At 68.3% G+C, this 22604-nt stretch carries 24 protein-coding genes, 1 tRNA gene, 1 pseudogene and 1 riboswitch; of the genes and pseudogenes, 20 read left to right on the forward strand and 6 right to left on the reverse strand.

Features of this window, described 5'->3' with window-relative positions:
- Positions 1-61: 61 nt before the first annotated feature.
- Positions 62-1522, forward strand: a complete 1461-nt coding sequence (der, locus tag ACZ50J_RS10320) for a ribosome biogenesis GTPase Der (RefSeq protein WP_464301186.1) — start codon at positions 62-64, stop codon at positions 1520-1522.
- Between the two features lie 65 nt (positions 1523-1587).
- A tRNA-Pro gene (locus tag ACZ50J_RS10325) sits at positions 1588-1661 on the forward strand.
- 39 nt (positions 1662-1700) lie between these two features.
- On the opposite strand, the pseudogene ACZ50J_RS10330 reads toward ACZ50J_RS10325, so the two are convergent.
- Positions 1701-2890: pseudogene (locus ACZ50J_RS10330) on the reverse strand (IS481 family transposase).
- Between the two features lie 427 nt (positions 2891-3317).
- On the opposite strand from ACZ50J_RS10330, the gene ACZ50J_RS10335 reads away from it, so the two are divergent.
- Both ACZ50J_RS10335 and ACZ50J_RS10340 read left to right on the forward strand, forming a co-directional pair.
- Entirely contained in the window at positions 3318-4574 is a 1257-nt protein-coding gene (locus ACZ50J_RS10335; protein ID WP_464301187.1) for a lipase family protein, read from the forward strand.
- Positions 4575-4722: 148 nt separating this feature from the next.
- Entirely contained in the window at positions 4723-5277 is a 555-nt protein-coding gene (locus ACZ50J_RS10340) for a dihydrofolate reductase family protein (protein ID WP_464301188.1), read from the forward strand.
- Between the two features lie 2 nt (positions 5278-5279).
- On the opposite strand, the gene aqpZ is transcribed toward ACZ50J_RS10340, so the two are convergent.
- A complete protein-coding gene (gene aqpZ / locus ACZ50J_RS10345) occupies positions 5280-6050 on the reverse strand; it encodes an aquaporin Z (protein WP_464301189.1) in 771 nt (256 codons plus the stop codon).
- Between the two features lie 207 nt (positions 6051-6257).
- Between aqpZ and ACZ50J_RS10350 the strand changes: the two genes are divergently transcribed.
- Together ACZ50J_RS10350 and ACZ50J_RS10355 are read left to right on the forward strand one after the other, a co-directional pair.
- A complete protein-coding gene (locus tag ACZ50J_RS10350; RefSeq protein ID WP_464301190.1) occupies positions 6258-6617 on the forward strand; it encodes a BlaI/MecI/CopY family transcriptional regulator in 360 nt (119 codons plus the stop codon).
- Positions 6614-7462 carry a M56 family metallopeptidase gene (locus tag ACZ50J_RS10355; protein WP_464301191.1) on the forward strand — a complete coding sequence of 283 codons (849 nt, stop codon included), beginning with the start codon at positions 6614-6616 and terminating at the stop codon, positions 7460-7462. Before ACZ50J_RS10350 ends, ACZ50J_RS10355 begins: the two co-directional genes overlap by 4 nt.
- A gap of 12 nt (positions 7463-7474) precedes the next feature.
- Here the strand turns inward: ACZ50J_RS10355 and ACZ50J_RS10360 are convergent, their stop codons facing one another.
- Entirely contained in the window at positions 7475-7978 is a 504-nt protein-coding gene (locus tag ACZ50J_RS10360; protein WP_464301192.1) for an HNH endonuclease, read from the reverse strand.
- Positions 7979-8181: 203 nt separating this feature from the next.
- Here ACZ50J_RS10360 and ACZ50J_RS10365 point away from each other — a divergent pair, with 203 nt between their 5' ends.
- The 14 genes from ACZ50J_RS10365 to ACZ50J_RS10430 all read left to right on the forward strand — a co-directional run bounded on the left by ACZ50J_RS10365 (position 8182) and on the right by ACZ50J_RS10430 (position 20785).
- Complete coding sequence (locus ACZ50J_RS10365; RefSeq protein WP_464301193.1) at positions 8182-9006, forward strand: class II glutamine amidotransferase; 825 nt, start codon at positions 8182-8184, stop codon at positions 9004-9006.
- Between the two features lie 11 nt (positions 9007-9017).
- Positions 9018-9833, forward strand: a complete 816-nt coding sequence (gene fdhD, locus ACZ50J_RS10370) for a formate dehydrogenase accessory sulfurtransferase FdhD (RefSeq protein ID WP_464301194.1) — start codon at positions 9018-9020, stop codon at positions 9831-9833.
- 73 nt (positions 9834-9906) lie between these two features.
- Positions 9907-10491, forward strand: a complete 585-nt coding sequence (locus tag ACZ50J_RS10375) for a CDP-alcohol phosphatidyltransferase family protein (RefSeq protein ID WP_464301195.1) — start codon at positions 9907-9909, stop codon at positions 10489-10491.
- Positions 10488-11432 (forward strand): DUF881 domain-containing protein, encoded by a 945-nt coding sequence (locus ACZ50J_RS10380; protein WP_464301196.1) that lies wholly within the window; start codon positions 10488-10490, stop codon positions 11430-11432. The genes ACZ50J_RS10375 and ACZ50J_RS10380 overlap by 4 nt, the downstream gene beginning before the upstream one ends.
- On the forward strand, positions 11429-11761 hold the full coding sequence (locus ACZ50J_RS10385; protein WP_171157714.1) for a small basic family protein: 333 nt from the start codon (positions 11429-11431) through the stop codon (positions 11759-11761). The genes ACZ50J_RS10380 and ACZ50J_RS10385 overlap by 4 nt, the downstream gene beginning before the upstream one ends.
- Positions 11758-12630, forward strand: coding sequence for a DUF881 domain-containing protein (locus ACZ50J_RS10390; RefSeq protein WP_464301197.1), 873 nt, complete (start codon positions 11758-11760; stop codon positions 12628-12630). The genes ACZ50J_RS10385 and ACZ50J_RS10390 overlap by 4 nt, the downstream gene beginning before the upstream one ends.
- Before the next feature lie 66 nt (positions 12631-12696).
- Complete coding sequence (gene gcvH / locus ACZ50J_RS10395) at positions 12697-13086, forward strand: glycine cleavage system protein GcvH (RefSeq protein ID WP_464301198.1); 390 nt, start codon at positions 12697-12699, stop codon at positions 13084-13086.
- Positions 13087-13230: 144 nt separating this feature from the next.
- Positions 13231-13716, forward strand: coding sequence for an FHA domain-containing protein (locus ACZ50J_RS10400; RefSeq protein ID WP_464301199.1), 486 nt, complete (start codon positions 13231-13233; stop codon positions 13714-13716).
- The gene (ftsR, locus tag ACZ50J_RS10405; RefSeq protein WP_464301200.1) at positions 13713-14477 is read left to right on the forward strand and encodes a transcriptional regulator FtsR; all 765 of its coding nucleotides are present in this window, start codon (positions 13713-13715) and stop codon (positions 14475-14477) included. Before ACZ50J_RS10400 ends, ftsR begins: the two co-directional genes overlap by 4 nt.
- A gap of 10 nt (positions 14478-14487) precedes the next feature.
- Positions 14488-14976, forward strand: coding sequence for a bifunctional nuclease family protein (locus tag ACZ50J_RS10410; RefSeq protein ID WP_464301201.1), 489 nt, complete (start codon positions 14488-14490; stop codon positions 14974-14976).
- A 261-nt stretch (positions 14977-15237) separates the two neighbouring features.
- A complete protein-coding gene (locus ACZ50J_RS10415; RefSeq protein WP_464301337.1) occupies positions 15238-15777 on the forward strand; it encodes a MerR family transcriptional regulator in 540 nt (179 codons plus the stop codon).
- Positions 15778-15848: 71 nt separating this feature from the next.
- Positions 15849-15942, forward strand: a riboswitch (glycine riboswitch).
- 85 nt (positions 15943-16027) lie between these two features.
- Positions 16028-18895 carry an aminomethyl-transferring glycine dehydrogenase gene (gene gcvP, locus ACZ50J_RS10420; RefSeq protein WP_464301202.1) on the forward strand — a complete coding sequence of 956 codons (2868 nt, stop codon included), beginning with the start codon at positions 16028-16030 and terminating at the stop codon, positions 18893-18895.
- A gap of 26 nt (positions 18896-18921) precedes the next feature.
- A complete protein-coding gene (locus ACZ50J_RS10425; RefSeq protein ID WP_464301203.1) occupies positions 18922-20112 on the forward strand; it encodes a sensor histidine kinase in 1191 nt (396 codons plus the stop codon).
- Positions 20102-20785 (forward strand): response regulator, encoded by a 684-nt coding sequence (locus ACZ50J_RS10430; protein ID WP_464301204.1) that lies wholly within the window; start codon positions 20102-20104, stop codon positions 20783-20785. The genes ACZ50J_RS10425 and ACZ50J_RS10430 overlap by 11 nt, the downstream gene beginning before the upstream one ends.
- A gap of 68 nt (positions 20786-20853) precedes the next feature.
- Here ACZ50J_RS10430 and ACZ50J_RS10435 read toward each other — a convergent pair whose 3' ends face one another.
- The 3 genes from ACZ50J_RS10435 to ACZ50J_RS10445 form a co-directional block, all read right to left on the reverse strand.
- Complete coding sequence (locus ACZ50J_RS10435) at positions 20854-21393, reverse strand: hypothetical protein (RefSeq protein WP_464301205.1); 540 nt, start codon at positions 21391-21393, stop codon at positions 20854-20856.
- A gap of 167 nt (positions 21394-21560) precedes the next feature.
- Positions 21561-21953 (reverse strand): VOC family protein, encoded by a 393-nt coding sequence (locus ACZ50J_RS10440; protein ID WP_464301206.1) that lies wholly within the window; start codon positions 21951-21953, stop codon positions 21561-21563.
- 36 nt (positions 21954-21989) lie between these two features.
- Entirely contained in the window at positions 21990-22589 is a 600-nt protein-coding gene (locus ACZ50J_RS10445; RefSeq protein WP_464301207.1) for a histidine phosphatase family protein, read from the reverse strand.
- Between the last annotated feature and the right edge of the window lie 15 nt (positions 22590-22604).

Here is a 22604-nt window from a genome sequence, read left to right on the forward strand (position 1 = left end):
GGAGGGGGCAACGGTGGCTCCCGAATAACGGTTTTCGACCGTTGTCAGGGATGATGGGGCAATGTCTGATTCCACTCCCGACGAGACGACGGACGCGTCCGTCGAGCAGGCGCTCCGCGTCGGCCTGAACGACTTCGAGCTCAGCGACGAGGACCGTGCGCTGCTCGAGAGCGATGGCACCTTCGACGAGGACGCCGCCGAAGCAGGCGGTCGCCCTGTCGTGGCGATCATCGGCCGGCCGAACGTCGGTAAGTCCACGCTGGTCAACCGCGTGCTGGGTCGGCGCGAGGCCGTGGTCGAGGACGTCCCCGGTGTGACCCGTGACCGGGTCGCGTATGACGCCGAGTGGTCCGGCCGCGACTTCACGCTCGTCGACACCGGCGGCTGGGAGGTCGATGCCAGCGGCATACACCTGCGGGTTGCCGAGCAGGCGGAGGTCGCGATCGAGCTCGCGGATGCCGTGCTGTTCGTCGTCGACGCCAAGGTCGGCGCCACCGACACCGACGAGGCCGTCGTCAAGCTGCTGCGCCGCTCCAAGAAGCCGATCGTGCTGATCGCCAACAAGGTTGACGACCAGAAGACCGAGCTCGAGGCGGCGACCTTGTGGTCGCTCGGTCTCGGGCAGCCGTGGCCGATCTCGGCTTTGCACGGACGCGGCACCGGCGACGCGCTCGACGCACTGCTCGAGGTGCTGCCCGACACGTCGGCCGTTTCGGCATACGAACGAGGTGGCCCGCGGCGCGTGGCGCTCGTCGGACGACCCAACGTCGGCAAGTCGTCGTTGCTCAACAAGCTTGCCGGCGAGGACCGCGTCGTCGTCGACAACGTCGCCGGTACGACGCGCGACCCGGTCGACGAGATGATCGAACTCGGCGGCAAGACATGGCGATTCGTCGACACGGCCGGCATCCGCCGTCGTGTGCACCTGACCCGTGGCGCCGACTTCTATGCCTCGTTGCGCACCCAGTCAGCGATCGAGAAGGCCGAGGTCGCGGTCGTCCTGATCGACGCCGAGGACAACATCGCCGAGCAGGACGTGCGCGTCGTGCAGCAGGTCGTCGACGCCGGTCGTGCCCTCGTCCTGGCGTTCAACAAGTGGGACCTGTTGGACGAGGAGCGCCGGCATTACCTGGAGCGGGAGATCGAGCGGGATCTCGGCCAGGTGGCGTGGGCGCCCCGCGCCAACATCTCGGCGATGACCGGACGTCACGTGGACCGGCTGGTGCCGGGCCTGGAGGTGGCGCTCGATTCCTGGGATCAGCGGGTGCCGACCGGTCGGCTGAACTCCTTCCTCGGTGAAGTGGTCGCCGGTCACCCGCATCCCGTGCGCGGTGGCAAGCAGCCGCGCATCCTCTTCGCGACGCAGGCATCGACCCGACCGCCGCGGTTCGTCGTGTTCGCGTCCGGGTTCATCGAGGCCGGCTACCGTCGGTTCCTGGAGCGCCGGATCCGTGAGGAGTTCGGCTTCGAGGGCACGCCGATCGAATTGTCGGTCCGTGTCCGTGAGAAGCGCCGCCGTTGAGGTGAGTCCGATTGGGTCGCACGGCTACTCGTGCGATATCGTTTCGGTCGCCCCGCAAGGGGTATCGGGATGTGGCGCAGCTTGGTAGCGCACCTGACTGGGGGTCAGGGGGTCGCAGGTTCAAATCCTGTCATCCCGACATATGTGATGTCTCAGGACATCTGCAAGGCCCGAACCCTCATTGAGGGTTCGGGCCTTGATGTTTTTGGGGTTGGTAGTCGCGGGTCGGGTCGAGGGTGAGGTCGCGTAGGACTGCGCCGGTGACGGCGTGGATGACGGTTATCTGTAGGTCTTGGACGAGCAGGATCACCCGGTGCCCGTTTCAGGCTCGGCCGATGCCGATGTGGTGCAGTGTGCTGGCGTGGCGCAGGGTGACTGTTCCCTGGCTGACCTTGTCGTGACGTACCCGGTTGTGGGTTCGGTCCGCGGGTTCGTTACTGGGTGTGGCTTTGGGTCGTGCGGCATAGGCCGCGGCCGGGGTCCGCCGGTCCAGTGCCCGGTGGGGGCGGTCGTGGTTGTACTCGCGGCGGAACTGATCGAGTCGTTCTTGCAGGGCCTGGATCGTGGCCGGTTGGCCGGGTTGACGCCGGAGCCAGTTCTTCAGGGTCTGCTGGAAGCGTTCGACCTTGCCCTGGGTTTGGGGGTGACTCCCGCGCCGCGCCCGTTCTTCTGCGTGATGTTGTGCTCGGCGAGGTACTTCTCGAACGCGTTGCGTCCGCCGCGGACTCCGGTCGCGGAGTGCCGGACGGTGTACACCATCCCGTTATCGGTCAAAGTGCTTGCCGGACAACCGTATTCATCGATCGTGGCCTGGAATGTTGCCAGCACGATCGGCCCGGTCACCCGGGGGTGGGCCGACAGGTGCAGCAGGTAGCGGGAGTGGTCATCGAGCCAGGTGATGAGCTCGACGTCGGTGCCTGCCGCGAGGGCGTAGTGGGTGAAGTCGGACTGCCAGGTCTGGTTTGGTTGCTCGGCCTCGAAGCGGATGTAGGCGCTCTTGGGTTTCTTCTTCGGTTCGGGACGCACCCGCCCGTTCGCGGTCAGGATCCGGGCGATCGTGGCCCGGGACGGGGCCGGGACCCCGGCTTGTTGTAGGTGCCACCGGATCGTGTCGGGTCCGGCATCGTGCCCGGCCGCCACGAGCCGGTCACGCTCGGCCAGGACTGCCTGCACCACGACCGCAGGGGTCGTGGCCGGGTTGTGGCGTGGCCGGCGCGAGCGTGGCTCGAACGCGGCCTCGCCCTCGGCCCGGTACCGACGCATCCACCGAGACACCGTCGCTTCGGAGACGCCGTACCGACGGGCGGCCTCGGCCTGAGACAGGCCCGAACGAACGATCGCGGTAATGACCAGCTTGGCTTTCGACACCACCCCATCCGAGCCGACCCCGGCCTTGCACATGTCGCGAGACATGCCTTGCAAATGTCGTGAGACTCGACACTGTCATCCCGACATAGCGAAACCGCCGACTTGTCGGCGGTTTTCGCTATGTCGGGGGACATGATGCCGGGAGCGCGTGCGCGACGCGACGAAGGAGAGTCGCCACGCGCGGTTCCTGTCATCCCGACAAACGGTTCCTGTCATCCCGACAAAACGGTCGTCGCATGTCGGGGACACGATGCCGGGAGCGCGTGCGTGACGCGACGAAGGAGAGTCGCCACGCGCGGTTCCTGTCATCCCGATGCCGGGAGCGTCGCGTTCGCACTGTCATCGGGCATTCAGCACATCTCGATGAAGCACCCATTCACGCGTTGCACGATGTGGCAGTTGTCGTGCGTAAAGGGGGCGGGTGAAGATGCCGATCAGCGCGGTCTCGGAGCGGCAGGCATGGCGCGGGTGGCGTCGGCTGGTGGCGGGCTCGATGGCCGTGCTCGTGCTCGTCGGAGTGTCCACGATCGCGCTGTCCTCGCACCACGCGGCACCGGCGGTCGACTCGTTCTACGCCGCGCCCGCGAAAGTGCCCTCCGCGCCGGGACGCCTGCTGCGCAGTGTGCGCTACACCCGCGGCATACCGGGCACGGCCAGGGCCTGGCGGATCCTCTACACGACGACACGGGCGGACGGCACCGCGACCGTCGCGAGCGGTTTCGTCCTGATCGGACAGCACGCACCACCCAGCCGACGACCGGTCCTGGCGTGGGCGCACGGCACCTCCGGTTACGCACGCGACTGCGCGCCGACGATGCTGCGGCAACCGTTCGGCTCGGGCATCCACGAAGAACTCGGCCAGATCATCCGGAACCACTGGGTGCTGGTCGCGACCGACTACGAGGGCATGGGTGCCCGCGGTGCACAGCCGTACCTCGTCGGGTCGGCGGAGGGTCGCGCCGTCCTCGACGCCGTACGTGCGGTCCGTCAGATGCGTCAGCTGTCCGTCTCGAACAGGACTGTCGTGTGGGGACATTCGCAGGGTGGCGGTGCGGCCCTGTGGGCCGACAAGATCCAGCGCAGCTACGCACCCGACGTACCGCTGTCCGGCGTCGCGGCGATCTCACCGACGAGTGACATGACGGCGATCGCGCACTACTGGAGCCGGCTGCGGGGCAGCGGCTCAACCCTGATGGCGTACCTGATCACGGGTTACGAGCAGACCTACGCGGATGTGCGCACCGCGCATTACGTGAAGACCGGCGAGCGCCGCACGGTCAGCCGGATCAGCGTGCAGTGCCTGCGGCAGGCGGAGCGGGTCGCCGCTGCTGCCGACGCTGATGCTGCGCCATACGGGCTGCTGGACCGGTCGCCGGACACCGGCCCGTTGGCCCGGCGCCTGGCGCAGAACACACCGAGGACACTGGGCAGTGCACCGTTGCTGATCGCATGGGGCGGAGCGGATCGGGTGATCCCGGCAGCGATCCAACGGCACTACGTGAGGGCGCTGTGCTCCCGGGCCGTGCCGCTCGACTACGAGCAGTACCCGGGGCGGGCCCACGACAGCGTGTTGCAGGGCCGGTCCCCGTTGCTGCCGCGGTTGCTCCGCTGGACGGACGCGCGCCTCGCAGGCAGTCCGGCGGCCGGTGACTGCCCGACCCGGTCCTCAGTCGGCGGCCGGTGACTGCCCGACCCGGTCCTCAGTCGGCGGCTGACCGCCGGGTCGCGGCGGCCGGGATTGCTTCGGCCGAATGTCGTATCGGGCCAGGTGTGTTCGTGGCATGAACAGAACGTCGCCCGCACGGGGGCGACGACTCCGGAGGAGGAGCATCATGCGCGAGGTCATTCTGTACATGTCGATGTCGCTCGACGGATACGTCAGCAGCGATCGGGCGCACCCCGGCACCTCGGTCGCCGAGGGCGAGGAGCTGACCCGGTGGAAACTGGAGCGCGTTCGCCGAGCGGGCGCCCATCTCATGGGTCGTGTCACCTATCAGGAGATGGCGTCGTACTGGCCGCATGCGGACGGCGCGTACGCGACCCCGATGAACGACATACCGAAGGTCGTGTTCTCGAAGACATTGACCGATGCCGAGGCATCGTGGCCCGTGACACGGGTCGCACGCGGCGACCTGGCCGCGGAGATCACCGCCATCAAGGCCGAGGACGGCGCGGACGTCATCGTCTGGGGTGGTGGCGGACTTGCGGGCGCGCTGGCGGCGGCGGACCTGATCGACGAATACCGTCTCCTGGTGCAGCCATTGGTGCTGGGCGGTGGGCAGTCGCTCTTCGGGCAACTGCCGTCAGCGCGGCGACTCGATCTCATCGCCTGCACGCCGTATCCCAGTGGCGTCGTCGTACAGACCTACCGCACCCAGCGCGCCTGAGATCAGGCCCGCGCGGTCACCGACTCGGTCTCGCCCTCGATGTCGACACCGGCGCGGTCCTCGTGAGTGATCAGCCCGTATGTCGCACCGGCTATCGCGGCGCCGACGATCGGCGCGACCCAGAAGAGCCACAACTGCGCGGGCGCGCCGTCACCGTTGAAGAACGCGACGGCGGTCGAACGTGCCGGGTTCACCGAGGTGTTGGTGATCGGGATGCTGATCAGGTGAATCAGCGTGAGCCCCAATCCGATTGCCAGCGGGGCGAATCCGACCGGAGCCCGGCCATCGGTCGCACCGAGGATGATGTAGAGGAAGAACGCGGTCAGAATGATCTCGGCGAGCAGGCAAGCGGCCAGCGAGAACCCGCCGGGGGAGTGGTCGCCATACCCGTTGGCGGCCATGTTCCCGGTCGCGTCGAACCCGTCCTGGCCCTTGGCGATCGCGAACAGTGCCGCACCCGCGATCAGGCCGGCGACGACCTGGGTGACGACGTACGGCAGCACGTCCTTCCAGTCGAACCGTTTGCCGACGGCACACCCGATGGTGACCGCCGGATTGAAATGGCCGCCGGAGACATGGCCGACCGCGTAGGCCATGGTCAGCACCGTCAGCCCGAAGGCCAGCGCCACTCCGAGATAGCCGATGCCGACCGGGAACTTGTCGTCGGAAACCGCCTTGGCGGCGAAGATCGCGCTGCCACATCCTCCGAAGACCAACCAGAACGTGCCCAATGCTTCCGCACCCAACCGTGCGGCCAAACGTGGTGTACCCATGACGCTCCTCCATGTCTGATGAAGTCCCTGTTCATTGCACGAGATTCACCTTTCCAGAAGCCGGCGACCAGAGGTGGTTCCGCCGCGGTGCGTTGTCACATGTTTCCCAGCTGTTACCCGGTCAAGCGTCAGGCCGTGCGATGTCGGCGGCCTTGTTCTACGAACTGTAGAGTGCCCGCCAGGCCCACCCAGGAGAACGGACGACGAGTGACACGACGCAGCCATGGCGGCTTGGAGGACGAGGTGCTCCACCTGCTCCGGTCGTATGACGAGCCGGTGACCAGCAGGCAGCTGTGGGAGACGTTCGCCATCGACCGGCCGGCGCGGACGACGTTGCTCACGGTGCTCAGCAGGCTCGAGGCGAAGGGCCTCGTGCAACGGACACCGGCCGCAGGCGGGGCGCTCTTCCGGGCCACTCGCACGGATCCGCACACCGCGGCGCGGTCGATGTCCGAGGCGCTCGATCACGTGGGCGACCGGCGGGCTGCGCTCACTCATTTCGCCGGAGAGCTGGACACCACGGACCTGGACGTACTGCGCCGGGTGCTGGGGGAGCCCGAGTCGTGATTGTCGTGCTCGTGCCCGGCCTGCTCGCCGTGGCCATCGTCGTCCTCGCGCCGGTCGCACTGCGCGACGAACGCTGGGCGGTCCGGCGACCGGATCGGGCGATCAGGTGCTGGATCGGGTTGATTGCTGCGGGCACAACGCTTTTCGCGGCCAGTGCAGTCGGGGCTCTCCTGGTCACGGTGAGCAACGCAACCCGACCACCCGACCCTGCCGCCTGGCTCGAGCAGACCGCCCTCACACTCGGCGCCTGGATCAGCCTCGCCGTGATCGGTGCCGTGCTCGCGCTGGTGTGGGAGCGCTCAGAACCACTCGCCGACGCAGACCGGAGTGCACGGCGCCGACTGAACTCGGTGGCACGGACCGCGACATACGAGCGGGAACTGTGCGGTGGCATCGAGGTCCTGTATGTCGAGAGCCCGGCCCTGCTCGCCCTGGCCGAGCAGTTCGGGGGACGCCGCATCCTGGTGACCCGTGGGCTGCGTGAGGCGCTGCGTCCCACCGAACTGCGTGCGGTGCTGCACCACGAGCGCTGCCACCTCGTGCGGCGCCATCATCTGGTGCTGCGGATCGCGGCGGTGAATGTCGCCTGCTTCCCGTCGTTGCGCGCTGCGCGGGCGTTCGAGCGATCGGTGCACCTGTTGATCGAGATGTCGGCGGACGACCACGCGGCACGGGTGTGCGGCGTCGAGGCGGCGGCCGGAGCGCTTGACGTCCTCGCCGACCTGCACGGCGACCCCACCGCTGCGCTCCGGGCGTGCCGGTTGCGCGACGGCTTCAGCGCTGCGGCCGACACGGCGAACCGCCGTCGGAACGCCGGTCGGCTGGCCGCGTCGTCCGGCCGTTGAACGCGCCGACAGTTACCAGGCCAGGTCCTCGCGGGTCGGGACGAACGGCTCCCAGAGCAGCGTCATACCCGCCTCGTCCGGAGTGCGGTCGGCCTTGCGCTGGTTGCAGGGCTCGCACGCGGCGACCGCGTTGTCCCAGGTCGTCGTGCCGCCGCGGGACTTCGGCAGCACGTGGTCCATCGTCGTTGCGACCGGTTGCCCGCAGTAGGCGCACTGTCCGTGGTCGCGGCGCAACACGCCGGCCTGGCTGTAGGTCGGTACGCCCCGGGAGAACTGCACCCAGGTGATCTTGACGCTCGCCTCGGTGAGCTTCAGGCCGCCTCGTTTGGCGTAGGCCCAGGTCATCTTCACGTAGCGCACCAGGCGCAGCACGGTAGGCATCGGGAACGGGCCGAAGGTCTCCTCCGGGTGCGACTCCTCGACGGTGGCGACGCCACGCCACAGCATGTTCATGGCGTGCTTGACCGACACGGTGTGCAGCGGCTCATAGCCCGCGTTCAGCACCAGGACCGACACGATGGACCTCCTTCCTCTCTGAAGGAATGGTCACGGTCGCCACGCGCGATTGCACGCCATTATCGGCGAACTTCGACAAAAGTTCGCCCAGGCGCAGCCGGAACGGGGCGGATTCACGCGCCCCGGCGGCCGATCTCGAAGGCCCCGAGCGCATGATGGGAGCAATGAACGTGCCGCGTGCGCCGCGGCTGGACGGAGGTCGTATGTGTCGCTTGCTCGGTTGGTCGTCGGATCGTCCGGTCACGGTCGCGGAGGTGCTCGGTGCGCCCGCCCTGGAGCGCCTGCAGGAGTTGGCGACGGTGCACGCGCACGGCTGCGGAATGGCCTGGTACGGCGAGAACGACGCCGAGCTGCATGTCCATCGGTCGGCGCTGGCAGCGGGTGACGACGGCGACTTCGCCCGTTTCGTCCACGACACCCCGACCCGCCGCGGCCTGTTGCACCTGCGGCTGGCGACCCCCGGCCTGGGTCTGGAACTAGTCGACACGCACCCGTTCGTCGCCGGCGCCACGGCCTTCGCGCACAACGGCGCGATCTTCCCGCAGGACCAGGTCGATCTGCTGCTGCCGCCGGGCGCGTCGGAACCGGCCGGAAGCACCGACAGTGAGCGCTACTTCGCACGACTGCGGAGCAACCTGGGGCACAAGCAGGGCGGCCTGGCGGTGGCGCACGCCGCGGGTCGCGTGCTGTCCCGCATGCGCTGGCACGGTATGTCGGCCAGCAGCCTCAACGCGTTGCTGCTCACCCCGCGGGAGCTGCACCTGATCAGCCTGCACGACCCAGAGGCGGAACCCGCCGACGTCCAGGTCTGGCCCTCGGACTACACCACCCACCCGCCATACCTCGACCTGAGCCTGCTGCGGCGCGACGGCCTGAGCGTCGTCGCGTCCAGTGGCATCCTGCGCGAGGAGACCGGCGTCAGCCGGGTCGATGCCGCGTCGGTCGTCACGTTGGACGACCACGGGGGAGTGGCACGCGTGACCCAGATCCCCGAGCGGATCATCTCTCCGTTGCGACGCACCGCCTGAACGAGCCGACCATGGGCCGAATCACCAGCAGACACAAGGTCGTTCGCATCGACCTCGACCGTGGCGTGAGCACCCGGGTCGAGGTGGTGGCCGTCGAGGAGCCGCTGGAGATCCGGGTCGACGACCAGGTCCTGACCGTGACGATGCGCACTCCTGGAAACGACATCGAGCTCGCGCACGGGCTGCTGCAGTCCGAGGGCATCATCCACACGCGCGAGGACGTGCTGATCGCGCGGTACTGCGCCGACACCGAGCTGATGAACGTGCTGCAGCTGCAGTTGCGCACGGCCGGCGCCATACCCGCGACCGCGCAGCGCAGCCTCATCTCGCACGGTGGGTGCGGGCTGTGCGGCAAGACCAGCATCGATGCCATCACCGAGTCCCCGGCGTATGACGCGACCACCGCCGCCTCCGGGCTCCGGGTGCCGGCAGGGCGCATCGCCGAATTGCCGGACCTGTTGCGCAAGGGGCAGACGGTCTTCGACAAGACCGGCGGTGTGCACGCCGCGGGTCTGTTCGGGGTGGACGGCGAGGCCCTCGTCATACGGGAGGACATCGGACGGCACAACGCGGTCGACAAGGTGACCGGCTGGGCAGTGATGCAGGAGCAGTCGACCCGCGACCTGATCGCGATGGTCTCCTCACGGGCCTCTTTCGAGATCGTGCAGAAGGTGGCGATGGCCGGCATACCGGTGCTGGCGTGTGTTTCGGCTCCGTCCGGCCTGGCGATCGAGGCTGCCGACCGGCTCGGCGTGACGCTGGTGGCCTATACCCGGGACCGGCGGATGACCGTCTGCAGCCACCCCGACCGCGTCATCGCGCCCTGACCGGCGACGACGCGGCCGAATCACCCTGGGGAGGTGCGCACCCGCAGCACGGCGACCACTTAGCCTGGGTGCCGTGAGTGACACGGTGCCGTTGATCCGGCAGATCTGGACGGTGCCCAACCTGCTGTCCATCGGGCGTCTTGTCGGCGTGCCGGTCTTCCTCTGGCTGATGGCGGAGGATCACCGGCTGTGGGCGTTCTGGGTCCTCGTCGTCTCCGGTGTCACCGATTATCTGGACGGCAAGATCGCGCGCCGGTTCAACCTGATCACGCGGCTTGGTCAGCTGCTCGACCCCGCTGCGGACCGGCTCTACATCGTGTCGACGATCGTCGCCTTGGCGTGGAAACACATCATCCCGTGGTGGCTGGTGGTCGTCCTGCTGCTGCGTGAGCTGATGGTCTTCGCGCTCGGTCCGACGCTGCGCAAGCACCGGTTGTCGATCCCTCCTGTCCACTTCATCGGCAAGTCGGCGACGTTCTGCCTCATCTACGGATTCCCGCTGGTCCTGCTCGGCAGTCTCGACAACGGCTGGGGCCACGTGGCGCGACCGTTCGGCTGGTCGTTCGTCTGGTGGGGCACGGTCCTCTACTGGCTCGCCGGGCTGATGTATGTCGGGCAGGTCCGTGGCATGGTCCGGAATCTGCAGAGGACCTCATGACGGACCCGACCGCGAAGCCGGCCGGCAAGCCCACCCGACCCGCCGTCGCGGGGCCGACCGACCCGGCGCAATCGATGTCGCTCATCAACAACCTGATGCGGGCACCGTTGGATCCGGGCTACTCGGCCGCTGCGAAGAAGCGCGCGGCCGAGGGTGGGCCGGCGTCGGTCGGTCTGCGGTCACCGCTCCTCGTCGTGACCCTGCTCGTCATCGGATTGTGCCTGGCGGTCGCCGCCCACGCGCTCCGGCTGCCGCAGGCGGCGTCGGACAAGCGTCGCTCGGAACTGATCAGCAGCATCAACGACCGGCAGCACACGATCGATCAGGACAGTCGCACGATCAACCGGACGCAAGGTCAGATCAATGCCTTGCAGGCCAAGGCCCTGAGCCGCCAGCACGACACCTCGCTCGCCGACCGGCTGAAGTCGCTCGAGCTGACGACCGGCACGGCTGCGGCACATGGTCCTGGCCTGGTCCTGTCACTGAACGACGCGGCCGATGCCGGCACGGATGCGGAGGGCAACCCGCGCACCGACAGTTCGGACACCGACCGCATCACCTCCACAGATCTGCAGATCATCGTCAACGGACTCTGGGCGGCCGGCGCCGAGGCCATCTCGATCAACGGCCAGCGGTTGACCAGCCAGACCGCGATCCGGTTCGCCGGTGAGGCGATCCTGGTCAATTTCCGTGCCCTGCAACCGCCGTACGACGTCAACGTCATCGGCGGTCCCGCGGTCGCGGCCGGCTTCAAGAGCAACTCCGGAGGTGCCTACCTGCGCGAACTCGCCGGGACGTACGGCATCCGGGAGAAGCTCACCGGCAAGCCCTCCGTGACCGTTCCGGCCGCGGCCACGGCGGCACTGAGTCACGCGCGCGCCGCCTCGTCAGCGCCATCACCAGCGACGTCAGCGTCGCGCAGCCCCGAAGGAGGGTCATGATTCCGGCCATCGGCCTGGTCGTAGGTCTCGTTGTGGGAATCGTCCTGCACCCCGACGTGCCGCTGTCGCTGCAGCCCTATCTGCCGATCGCGGTGATCGCGGCACTGGATGCCGTCTTCGGCGCGGTCCGCGCCGTGCTCGACGGGATCTTCGACGACAAGGTGTTCGTCGTGTCGTTCCTGTCCAACGTCGTGGTGGCAGCGCTCATCGTCTACCTCGGTGACCAGTTGGGTGTCGGCTCGCAACTGTCCACGGGCGTGGTCGTCGTCCTCGGTGTTCGCATCTTCAGCAACGTCGCCGCCATCCGTCGTCACCTCTTCCACGCATGAGCGACGAGCAGCCCGAGCCGAAGGCCGCTCCACCTCCGGAGTCGGACGGCACTGCTCACGAGGAGCCGGAAGCCACCGGACCCGAGGAACCGAAGGCGACCGCGTCCGAGGAGCCGAAGGCAACCGCCGCCGCCTCGGCTGAGGAGGAAACGGTCCGCACCGGGTGGGCACGACTGTGGCGTGCCGCGAGGCCGCGGCTCACCCGCGCGAACGGCTACATCACGGTCCTGGCCGCGTTGCTGGGGTTCGCGATGGTCGCGCAGGTCCAGGAGACCCGCTCGTCGGGGCTGGAGAATCTGCGCCAGGAGGATCTGGTCGCGCTGCTCGACGGGGTCAACCAGCAGTCGCTCAAACTGAGCAAGGAAGCCGACCGGCTGAACCGCACCAAGACACAGTTGGAGAGTTCCGGCGGTGATGCGGCCGCCCTGCAGGCGGCGACCGATCGGCTGCAGACGCTCGGCATCCTGGCCGGAACACTGCCGGCCACCGGGCCCGGCATACGCATCACGATCAAGGACCCGAAGGGTGTGGTGAAGCCGAGCGACGTCCTCAACGCGGTCGAGGAGCTGCGGGACGCCGGCGCCGAGGCGATGCAGCTGGACTCGGTGCGGATCGTCGCTTCCAGCTACTTCTCGGCGGCCGGGGGCAGCGGGATGATCGCCGACGGCAAGCCCGTGAAGGCGCCGTACATCATCACCGCGATCGGCGATCCGCACACCATGTCGACCGCGATGGCCATCCCCGGTGGTGTCGTCGACGCGCTCAAACAGCTGGGTGCGACACCGTCGGTGCAGTCCGTGAATCGGCTTGAGGTGACTGCGTTGCGGCCCACGAGCAAGCCTCGTTACGCTCAACCCAGCAGTTCGTGACCCGCGCCGGTGTGACGCCGAGACCCGTCGTGCCGTGCCTGTTCAGAAACAACGCCAAGGAGACCCATGAGCGACCTGGAATACCCCGCCGACCTGCGTTACACCGCCGACCACGAGTGGGTGAAGGACCAGGGGGACGGCGTGGTGCGCGTCGGCATCTCCGCGTTCGCGCAGGACGCTCTGGGCGACGTGGTCTACGTGAGCCTGCCGACGGTGGGCGACACGGTCGCTCCCGGTGACGCCTGCGGCGAGGTCGAGTCGACCAAGTCCGTCAGTGACCTCTACGCACCGCTCGCCGGTGAGGTCACCGCGATCAACGAACAACTGGACGCCACGCCCGAGCTCGTCAACAACGACCCCTACGGCGAAGGCTGGATGTACGAGCTGAAGCTCGCCGACGCCGGAGCGCTCGGCGGCCTGCAGGACGTCGAGGCCTACAAGGCGGCGCTCGGCTGAGAGGCTGCCGTCCGATCGATCACCGCGGCTCGAACTGCGTTGGTATGACGGTGCGTTGCCGCTGTTCATGCCATCGCGGGTCGAGCCGCAGCGTAGGATCGATGTTTCCGACATACTGCTGGCTCCGACCCCGAGGTTGATTCAATGACCAACGACGACAGCGACTTCGTGCCAGGCGAAGCCGCGGCCGAGTCCGCCCCAGAGCCCGCGGGCGACGCCACCGCGCGATTCACAGCGACGCCGGCCGGGGAGTCCGTCGAGGAGCGTCCCCGGGGCACCGAGGTGCGGCTGTCGTCCTCGGACCAGGCGACGATCGACGCGCTGCGGCCGGGCACGGCGCTCCTGCTGGCGCTGCGTGGTCCCAACTCGGGGGCGCGGTTCCTGCTGGACGACGCCGAGGTGAGCGTCGGCCGCCACCCGAGCAGTGACATCTTCCTCGACGACGTGACCGTGTCCCGTCGGCACGCGGTGTTCCGCCGCACCGACACCGGCTACGCCGTGACCGACATCGGCTCGCTCAACGGCACCTATGTCAACGGTGAGCTCGTCGACTCCCACGACCTGACCACCCGGGACGAGGTCATGGTCGGGAAGTTCCGTCTGGTCTTCTACGGCGCTCCGACGTCGTGACCGATCGGCCATCCGGCCCGAAGGCGCACGCCGCGTCCTCGGGCCGGCCGCCGGAATCCGACGAGGCGGCCTCCTCCGCGAACGTCGGTCTGTCGATCGGTGTGGTGCTGACGCGCCTGCAGGACGAGTTCCCCGATCTGACACTGTCCAAGGTGCGCTTCCTGGACGCTCAAGGCTTGGTGTCCCCGGAGCGCACGGCATCCGGTTACCGGCGGTATGCCGAACGCGACGTCGAGCGGCTTCGCTTCGTATTGCGTTGCCAGCGCGACAAATACTGGCCATTGAAGGTCATCGCCGAGGCACTGGACGCCTACGACCGTGGACTGCGTCCGACCGAGCAGAGCGACGGACCGCAACCACCGTCCGTCGGCACCGACCCCGCGCTGTCTGCGGTGGACGAGTCCTCGGGCGACGACCCCGGCGTCAAGCTGACCCGCACCGAGTTGCAGCGGGCGACCGGCCTGGACACCCGCGCGCTGGCCGATCTCGAGTCCTTCGGACTCATCCGTGCCGAGGACGGCGACCTCTACACCGGACTGGACCTGCAGGTGGCACACGCCGCTGCGGGCCTGCTGTCCTACGGCATCGAGGCGCGGCATCTGCGGCCGTTCCGGTTGGCTGCCGAGCGGGAGGTCGCGCTGGTCCGCGGCCTCACCGGTATGACGCACGACGTGGACATCCACGAGAACTCCGAGGAACTCGTCCGGCAGTGCCTCGAGCTGCACCTTGCGCTGGTGCGAGCCGACCTCGTACGGGAGTAGCGTGGGACCTGTGAAACAGGTCGATGTGATGGGTGTGCGGGTCGAGATGCCGACCAACAAGCCGATCCTGTTGCTGCGCGAGCGCGACGGTGAGCGATACGTGCCGATCTGGATCGGTGCGCCGGAGGCGACGGCGATCGCGTATGCCCAGCAGGGTGTCACCCCGCCGCGTCCCCTGACGCACGATCTGCTGCTCGACGTCGTGACCGGTCTCGGGCATGAGCTGTCCAGTGTGCTGATCACCCGCATGGAAGAGGGCGTCTTCTACGCCGAGCTCGTCATCGACGGTGATCAGCGCATCAGTGCGCGTTCCTCGGACGCGGTGGCCGTTGCCCTGCGAGCCGACGTGCCGGTCTTCGTCGACGAGGAGGTGCTGGCGGCGGTCGGCGTCGATGTTCCCGTCGAGGAAGAGGACGAGGTCGAGCGATTCCGGGAGTTCTTGGACAATGTGTCCGCGGAGGACTTCGAAGTTGGTGACGAGGGTTCGGACAGCCCATGAGCGGAAGTTCAAACCTTTACTTGAAGGTTAGGGAAAGATCGGACGTCGCGACACGCGCTGCGGTCGTTGCTTCGGAGCCTCCCTCGCCATACGTTTGCGGAGCACTCAGCGGGAGTTCGAGCTTGGTGCCCCGGTCCGTCAAAGCAGTGGTTCGAGAACATCACTCGAGGCGGACAACTCGTCTCAGTGCAGTCAGTGGAGGATCTCGTGGTCAGCAAGGGTGAAGCACAGCGCAGTGCGAAATCGAACGCGCCCGAGCCGATGCAGGAGGCGCTGTTCACGCAGGACCTGCCGGAGGAGATGACCGACCAGGTCGGCTACCGCGGTCCGGCCGTGTGCCGTGCGGCGGGCGTCACCTACCGGCAACTGGACTACTGGGCCCGCACCGGTCTGCTCGAGCCGTCCGTGCGCAACCCCACCGGGTCCGGTCACCAGCGGCTCTACAGCTTCCGGGACATCCTCGTCGTCAAGGTCATCAAGCGACTGCTGGACACCGGCGTCTCGCTGCAGCAGATCCGCGTTGCGGTCACCGTGCTGCGCGAGCACGGCGTCGAGGAGCTGGCCGGCATCACGCTGATGTCCGACGGTGCCAGCGTCTACGAGTGCACCTCGGACGACCAGGTCATCGACCTGTTGCGCGGCGGCCAGGGTGTCTTCGGCATCGCACTCGGTTCGGTATGGCGTGAGGTCGAGGGCTCGCTCTCGGAGCTGCCCGGCGAACGCCCCGAGGACGAGGCTCCCGCGGCACACCCCGGTGACGAATTGCGGGAGCGCCGTGCGCGGCGCTCCGCGGCCGGCTGAGTCCGGTCCCGCACGACCCTTCCAACACCCGCAGGCCAGCAGGCTTGCGGGTGTTAGATTATGCGTGCTTACGACACCGGGCGGGAGAGTTCCGCCATACGTGGGTCGGACGCCGAAGGGGCAACTTCCTCAGAACCTCTCAGGCGCCAGGACCGCCCGGCTGAGGCAGCTCTGAAGGCACCGATGGGTGACGACAGTTGGGGACACACGTCATCGCATCACGCACGAACCCGACCGTAAGGTGCCGCCCATGAGTGCTGTCGATCTGCCCGACTTCCCCTCCCGCCACATCGGCCCGACCGACGACGACGTGTCGTCGATGCTCGGGTTGCTCGGCTATTCCACGATGGAGGACCTGCTCGCCAAGGCGGTGCCCGGTGGCATCCGTGCCTCGGAGGCCCTCGCCGTCGAGGCCGCGCCGTCCGAGCCTGCGGTGATCGAGGAACTGCGCGCCAAGGCCGATCGCAACCAGGTGCTGACCTCGATGATCGGGCTCGGTTACTACGGCACGCACACCCCGGCGGTCGTGCGACGCAACATCCTGGAGAACCCCGCCTGGTACACCGCCTACACGCCGTACCAGCCGGAGATCTCGCAGGGGCGCCTCGAGGCGCTGCTCAACTTCCAGACCGTCATCTCCGACCTGACCGGGTTGCCGACCGCGGGTTCGTCCCTGCTGGACGAGGCGACCGCGGTCGCCGAGGCGATGACGCTGATGCGTCGCGGCTCGAAGGCTGCCAACGACGCGGTGCTGCTGCTGGACGCGCAACTGATGCCGCAGTCGATCGCCGTCGTGCAGACGCGCGCGACCGCGCTGGACATCGAGGTCGTCGTCGCCGACCTGCGGTCGGTCACCGACGCGTCGGGACTGCGTGCCGCGGCGGGGGAGCGCGATGTCTTCGGCGTCGTCGTCCAGTACCCCGGAGCGGACGGTGTCATCACCGACTGGCGCACGCTGATCGCCGCCGCGCACGAGACCAAGGCCCTGGTCACCGTGGCGGCGGACCTGCTCGCGCTCACGCTGCTCACTTCGCCGGGTGAGCTCGGCGCCGACGTCGCGGTCGGCACCAGCCAGCGGTTCGGGGTGCCGATGGGCTTCGGCGGTCCGCATGCGGGCTACATGAGCGTTCGCAAGGGCCTGGAGCGGACCATGCCTGGCCGCCTCGTCGGTGTCAGCAAGGACGCCGACGGCGCCCCGGCATACCGGCTGGCGTTGCAGACCCGCGAGCAGCACATCCGTCGCGAGAAGGCGACCTCCAACATCTGCACCGCCCAGGTGCTGCTCGCCGTGATGGCGTCCATGTATGCCGTCTACCACGGTCCGGACGGCCTGCGGCGCATCGCCCGCGACGTCCACGGCAAGGCGGCCGGCCTGGCCGAGGCGCTGCGCGCCGGTGATGTCGAGCTGACGAGTGACAGCTACTTCGACACGGTGACCGCCGTCGTCCACGGTCGCGCCGACTCCGTGGTCGAGGCCGCCCTGCAGCGTGGCATCAACGTATGGCGGGTCGACAGCGACCACGTCTCGGTGAGCGTCGACGAGACGACGACCGACGAGCAGCTGACCGCGGTGGCCGCGGCCTTCGGCGTCAACGCCCCGGTGCCGACCGACGGCGGACTGACCTGGGACACCGGCCTGGTCCGCACCGACGAGATCCTGACGCACCCGGTCTTCCACGCGCACCACAGCGAGACCGAGATGCTGCGCTACCTGCGCGCACTCGCCGACCGCGACTACGCGCTCGACCGCGGGATGATCCCGCTGGGTTCCTGCACGATGAAGCTCAACGGCACCACCGAGATGGAGTCGGTCACCTGGCCGGAGTTCGCGAACCTGCACCCGTTCGCGCCGTCCGCTCAGACCGAGGGCATCCGTGAGCTGATCACCGACCTCGAGCAGTGGCTGTGTGAGATCACCGGGTACGACTCGGTGTCGCTGCAGCCGAACGCCGGTTCGCAGGGTGAGCTCGCCGGGCTGTTGGCGATCCGCGGGTACCACCAGGCCCGCGGCGAGGCCGAGCGCGACGTGTGCCTCATCCCGGCGTCGGCCCACGGCACCAACGCCGCGTCCGCGGTGATGGCCGGCATGAAGGTCGTCGTCGTGCAGACGGCACCGACCGGTGAGATCGACATGGACGACCTCAAGGACAAGCTCAAGGAGCACGGCGAGGACCTGGCGGCCATCATGGTCACCTACCCGTCGACGCACGGCGTCTTCGAGGACACCATCTCCGAACTGTGCTCGCTGGTCCACGAGGCCGGCGGTCAGGTGTATGTCGACGGCGCGAACCTCAACGCGTTGATCGGCCTCGCCCGTCCGGGCCAGTTCGGCGGCGACGTCTCGCACCTGAACCTGCACAAGACGTTCTGCATCCCGCACGGCGGCGGTGGCCCGGGCGTCGGCCCGATCGGTGTGCGTGAGCACCTCACGCCATACCTGCCGTCGCACCCGTTCGCGGAGGAGCTGACCGGAGAGACCGGTCCGGTGTCGGCAGCGCCCTACGGTTCGGCATCGATCCTGCCGATCTCCTGGGCCTACGTCCGGCTGATGGGCGGCGCGGGTCTCGCCAAGGCGACACAGGCCGCGATCCTGTCCGCGAATTACGTTGCCAAGCGGCTCGGTTCGCACTTCCCGGTGCTGTATGCCGGTGAAGGCGGCCTGGTCGCGCACGAGTGCATCCTCGACCTGCGCGGCCTCACCAAGGACTCCGGTGTGACCGTCGACGACGTCGCCAAGCGCCTGATCGACTACGGCTTCCACGCCCCGACGATGTCCTTCCCGGTCGCCGGCACGCTGATGGTCGAGCCGACCGAGAGCGAGTCGCTGGAGGAGCTGGACCGCTTCTGTGACGCGATGATCGCGATCCGCGGCGAGATCCAGCAGGTCATGGACGGCAACGTCTCGGCCGACGATTCGGTGCTGCGGCACGCGCCGCACACCGCACTGTCGCTGGCGGCCGACGAATGGGCGCACCCCTACTCGCGCAGCGAGGCGGCATACCCGAGCGGCGTCGACCCGTTGCGGAAGTACTGGGCGCCGGTGCGCCGGATCGACGGCGCGTTCGGCGACCGTCACCTGGTGTGCTCCTGCCCCCCACCGGAGGCGTTCGCGGACTGAATCCGCAGTAGTGCCAGAATCATCGGGTGTGGAGCCGTCTGCGTCGAGAGCTCGAGGCACCCGATGAGGAGGCCGGTTCCGGGTTCTGGATCGACCTGTTCGATGAGCGGGCACAACCGTTCATCACGACCGCGCTGCTGGTCCTCAGTGTCCTGACCCTGCGTCCACTGGGTGGGCACACCGTTCTCAGTTACGCCCTGTTGAGCGTCTGCGGTGTGCTCGCCTATGTGCGTCTGGTGCCGGACCGGTTCATCGGACTCTGGCCGCGGTTCGCGATCAGCGTCGGGTTCGGGGTCGCCGCGGGCGCGGTGTTCGGTGCCTCCGGCTGGTGTGTGTCGCTGGCGTTCGTCGCCTGCAGCCATTTCGGCGTCCGCTGGCCGACCCGCGTTGCACTGAGCCTGACCGGGATGACCGTCGTACTGAGTCTGCTGAGCAACCTGGCCGCGGGCCCGCAGCGCTGGAACTGGTATGCCGTCATCGCCGTCGGGCTGACCGTTCTGCCCGGCCTGGCCACGCAGAGCCGCCGTCGGTCGCTGCGGCTGAGCCGGCAGCTGGTGGAGCAGACGCGACGCACGGCGGAATCCGATGCCCGTGCCAGCGCCATGGCCGAGCGGACCCGGATCGCCCGCGACATACACGACGTGCTGGCGCACACGCTGTCCGGTGTGAGTCTGCAGCTGGACCTGGCCGACGCACAACTGGAGCGAGGCCGACACGACGAGGGTCGCGCGACCGTGCAGACCGCGCGCGGACTCGTGGTCGACGGACTGGACGATGCGCGTCGCGCGGTTCGGGCGCTGCGGGACGGCACACTCGATCTGCGATCGACCCTCGAGCGGATGGTGCAGCCCGAAGAACGACTGGAGGTCTCCGGGGACATCGAGTCCATGCCGGCGAATGTCGGGCAGGAGACCGTCCGGATCGTGCAGGAGGCACTGACCAACGTGCGCCGGCACGCGCAGGGTGCCAGTACGACGGTTGAGGTTGTCCGGGACGGTGATCGGTTGGCGCTCGACGTCGTGAACGGGCCCGGTGAGGACGTCGGATCGGAGGATGGCAGCGGGATGGGTCTCGTCGGCATCCGGGAACGCGTCGAGCTGCTGGGTGGCAGTTGCACGATCGGCCCGGTGAACGACGGTGAGTACGCCGGCGGCTGGCGGGTCTCCGCCCGGTTGCCGATTCGACACGAAGATGCAGAGGACGCGAATGCCCAGTGAAGACAACCGGATCCGCGTTGTCGTCGCGGACGACCAAACGGTGATCCGTGAGTCGGTCGCCGCCATGCTCGGCCTGTATGACGACCTGGCGGTGGTCGGCATCGCGCAGGACGGGCGGGAGGCGGTGGCCGTCGCTGTCGCGGAACGTGCCCAGGTCGTGCTGATGGATCTGAACATGCCCGAGATGGATGGAGCGGAAGCCACCAGCCTGCTCAGCGAGCAGGCGCCCGAGACCAGCGTGCTGATCCTCACGACATACGGCGATGACGCCTCGATCATGCGGGCGTTGGACGCGGGTGCACGCGGCTACCTGACCAAGGACGCCGGTCGGGCCGAGATCGCCGGCGCCATACGAACTGTGGCGAGTGGGCAGGCCGTGCTCGATCCGAAGGTGCAGCAGCAGCTGGTACGCGCTGCGATGCACCGCGTCGACACACCGATGCCGGCGGCTCCGCCGACTCCGCCGGCCGGTATGACTCCGCGCGAGTGTGAAGTGCTGACCCTCATCGCGTCCGGGATGAGCAACCGGGACATCGCCAAGCACCTGGTCGTCAGCGAGGGCACGGTCAAGACGCACATCAACAACCTCTTCGCGAAAGCCGGCGTGCGGGATCGGGCAGCAGCCGTGACCTTCGCGTTCCGGCACGGGCTCGGCCCGGACGATCTCAGGTGAGATCGTCCGGGCCGGTATCGGGCGAGTAGGTCGCTACTGTCGTCAGTTACTCGTGGTGGCCGCTGCGGTCAGGCTGCGACGAGCTGCCGCTCGGACCGGTCGGCCTGCGGGAGCTGGCCGGCGCGGACCGCGTTGGCGGCGATCCGGGACGCGACCATGGCCAGCGCCCAGATCACGAAGAACGGCGCGATCGCTGCCTCGTGCAGTTGGTGGTTCATCATGAACGTGCCCAGGTGCTCCCGGAACCCGGCGTTGTGGTCGGCCTCCCAGACGAATGCCAGCCGTGCGGCGACGACGATCAGCCAGGTGGCGGCGAAGCCGATCCCGCACACAGTCATGACCTTGCCGGTGGTGGCATCCCGTTCGACACCGGTGAAGAACGTCGCGACGGCACCGCACACCAGGCCGAGGCCGAGGCCTGCGGCATACAGCCAGAGTTCGGAGCGGTCGGTCGGCATACCGCGCAGGTAGAAGAACGCGACGGTGACGGTTGCGAGCAGCGGCCGGATCAGCGAGTGGAGGGTGAACGCTCGGCGACCGTAGCCGGTGGCGAGGACGAGGACGGCGATGCCGCCGCTGATGAGGAGTGCCTGCTGGAAGTCGGACATGAGCTGTGCCTTTCTGGGGCGGTGGAGTGCTGCTCGGTGATGACTTCAAGCATCGGGAAATCGGGGCATCAGCGGATCGACCCATGGGTAGATCTGTGGGTGGAGACCGGGTGGAGTGCGTCTCGACCCGGACAAGGCGCGTGTGGCGACGCGAGCGTCTCGATGGTTCAGTCGGGTCGGGCGGTCGACAGACAGAACGGGTGTCCCGCCGGGTCGAGGAGCACCCGGAACAGCGCGGGTTGCGGCTGCACCTCGGCGAGTACCGCGCCGAGCGCTTCGGCGGCGACGACCGAATCGACGAGTTCGTCGACCGCGATGTCGAGATGCACCAGGCCGGGCCCTCCCGGGTCCGGCCACGTCGGCCGTTGATAGTCGTCCACCCGCATGGCCGTCACGAAGACCTCGCCGACGGCGACGGACACCACGGAGTCATCCGGTGCACGGAAGACCTCCCGACCGCCGACGAGGCGTCGGTAGAAGTCCGCGAGGGCTGGGGCGTCGGCGCACTGCACCGAGAACGACGCGAGGGTGCCAATGGGCGACCGGGAGTCTTCACTCATGTCGCACACTGTGGCAGAGCCTGCCGACAGGCTGGGTCAGTCGGGGTCGGACCAGCCGATGAGGCGCCGTCCGTCGGCACGCAGCTCCGTCTCGGCGAAGGAACAGTTGGCGAACCGCCTTGGCCGCACACCGGATTCGTGACTCAGCAGCGTGCGGACGGCAAGGGTGAGTATGCCGCCGTGCGCGACCACCAGGACGGTCTCGCCAGGATGCGCGTCGGCGATGTCGTCGAGTACGAGGCGTGCCCGCGCGACGATCTCCTCGCCGGTTTCGCCGCCGTCGAGCCGTAGCGTGAGGTCCCCGTCGAGCCACCGGGCGAAGGTGGTGGCGAACGGGTCGGTGTCGCGCGTGACTCCGGCGAAAGCGCCGACCTCGAACTCCTGAAGGCCGACCCGGGTCGTCGTGCCGACTCCGAGCTGCGCAGCTGCGATCTCGGCGGTCTGCACCGCGCGGGCCATCGTGCTGCAGTAGACGTGTGCGACGCGCCGTCCCTGCAGTCGATCCGCGAGGCTGGCCGCTTGCGCCCGGCCTGCGCGGGTCAGTGACCCGCCTTCGTCCGACCAGGTGCTCGTCTCGTATGCAGCCTCTCCGTGTCTGGCGAGCAGAACGGTGGCCGGGCAGTGCAGCATCGTCATGAGGGATGCCCCCGG

It is taken from the genome of Flexivirga sp. G2 (assembly GCF_055397625.1).

Bases quoted from the DNA above. Each gene is read 5' to 3' on its own strand.
- der (WP_464301186.1), top strand. From the start codon at position 62: ATGTCTGATTCCACTCCCGACGAGACGACGGACGCGTCCGTCGAGCAG.
- ACZ50J_RS10335 (WP_464301187.1), top strand. From the start codon at position 3,318: ATGCCGATCAGCGCGGTCTCGGAGCGGCAGGCATGGCGCGGGTGGCGT.
- ACZ50J_RS10340 (WP_464301188.1), top strand. From the start codon at position 4,723: ATGCGCGAGGTCATTCTGTACATGTCGATGTCGCTCGACGGATACGTC.
- aqpZ (WP_464301189.1), bottom strand. From the start codon at position 6,050: ATGGGTACACCACGTTTGGCCGCACGGTTGGGTGCGGAAGCATTGGGC.
- ACZ50J_RS10365 (WP_464301193.1), top strand. From the start codon at position 8,182: ATGTGTCGCTTGCTCGGTTGGTCGTCGGATCGTCCGGTCACGGTCGCG.
- fdhD (WP_464301194.1), top strand. From the start codon at position 9,018: ATGGGCCGAATCACCAGCAGACACAAGGTCGTTCGCATCGACCTCGAC.
- ACZ50J_RS10380 (WP_464301196.1), top strand. From the start codon at position 10,488: ATGACGGACCCGACCGCGAAGCCGGCCGGCAAGCCCACCCGACCCGCC.
- ACZ50J_RS10385 (WP_171157714.1), top strand. From the start codon at position 11,429: ATGATTCCGGCCATCGGCCTGGTCGTAGGTCTCGTTGTGGGAATCGTC.
- ACZ50J_RS10390 (WP_464301197.1), top strand. From the start codon at position 11,758: ATGAGCGACGAGCAGCCCGAGCCGAAGGCCGCTCCACCTCCGGAGTCG.
- gcvH (WP_464301198.1), top strand. From the start codon at position 12,697: ATGAGCGACCTGGAATACCCCGCCGACCTGCGTTACACCGCCGACCAC.
- ACZ50J_RS10400 (WP_464301199.1), top strand. From the start codon at position 13,231: ATGACCAACGACGACAGCGACTTCGTGCCAGGCGAAGCCGCGGCCGAG.
- ACZ50J_RS10415 (WP_464301337.1), top strand. From the start codon at position 15,238: ATGCAGGAGGCGCTGTTCACGCAGGACCTGCCGGAGGAGATGACCGAC.
- gcvP (WP_464301202.1), top strand. From the start codon at position 16,028: ATGAGTGCTGTCGATCTGCCCGACTTCCCCTCCCGCCACATCGGCCCG.
- ACZ50J_RS10430 (WP_464301204.1), top strand. From the start codon at position 20,102: ATGCCCAGTGAAGACAACCGGATCCGCGTTGTCGTCGCGGACGACCAA.
- ACZ50J_RS10435 (WP_464301205.1), bottom strand. From the start codon at position 21,393: ATGTCCGACTTCCAGCAGGCACTCCTCATCAGCGGCGGCATCGCCGTC.
- ACZ50J_RS10440 (WP_464301206.1), bottom strand. From the start codon at position 21,953: ATGAGTGAAGACTCCCGGTCGCCCATTGGCACCCTCGCGTCGTTCTCG.
- ACZ50J_RS10445 (WP_464301207.1), bottom strand. From the start codon at position 22,589: ATGACGATGCTGCACTGCCCGGCCACCGTTCTGCTCGCCAGACACGGA.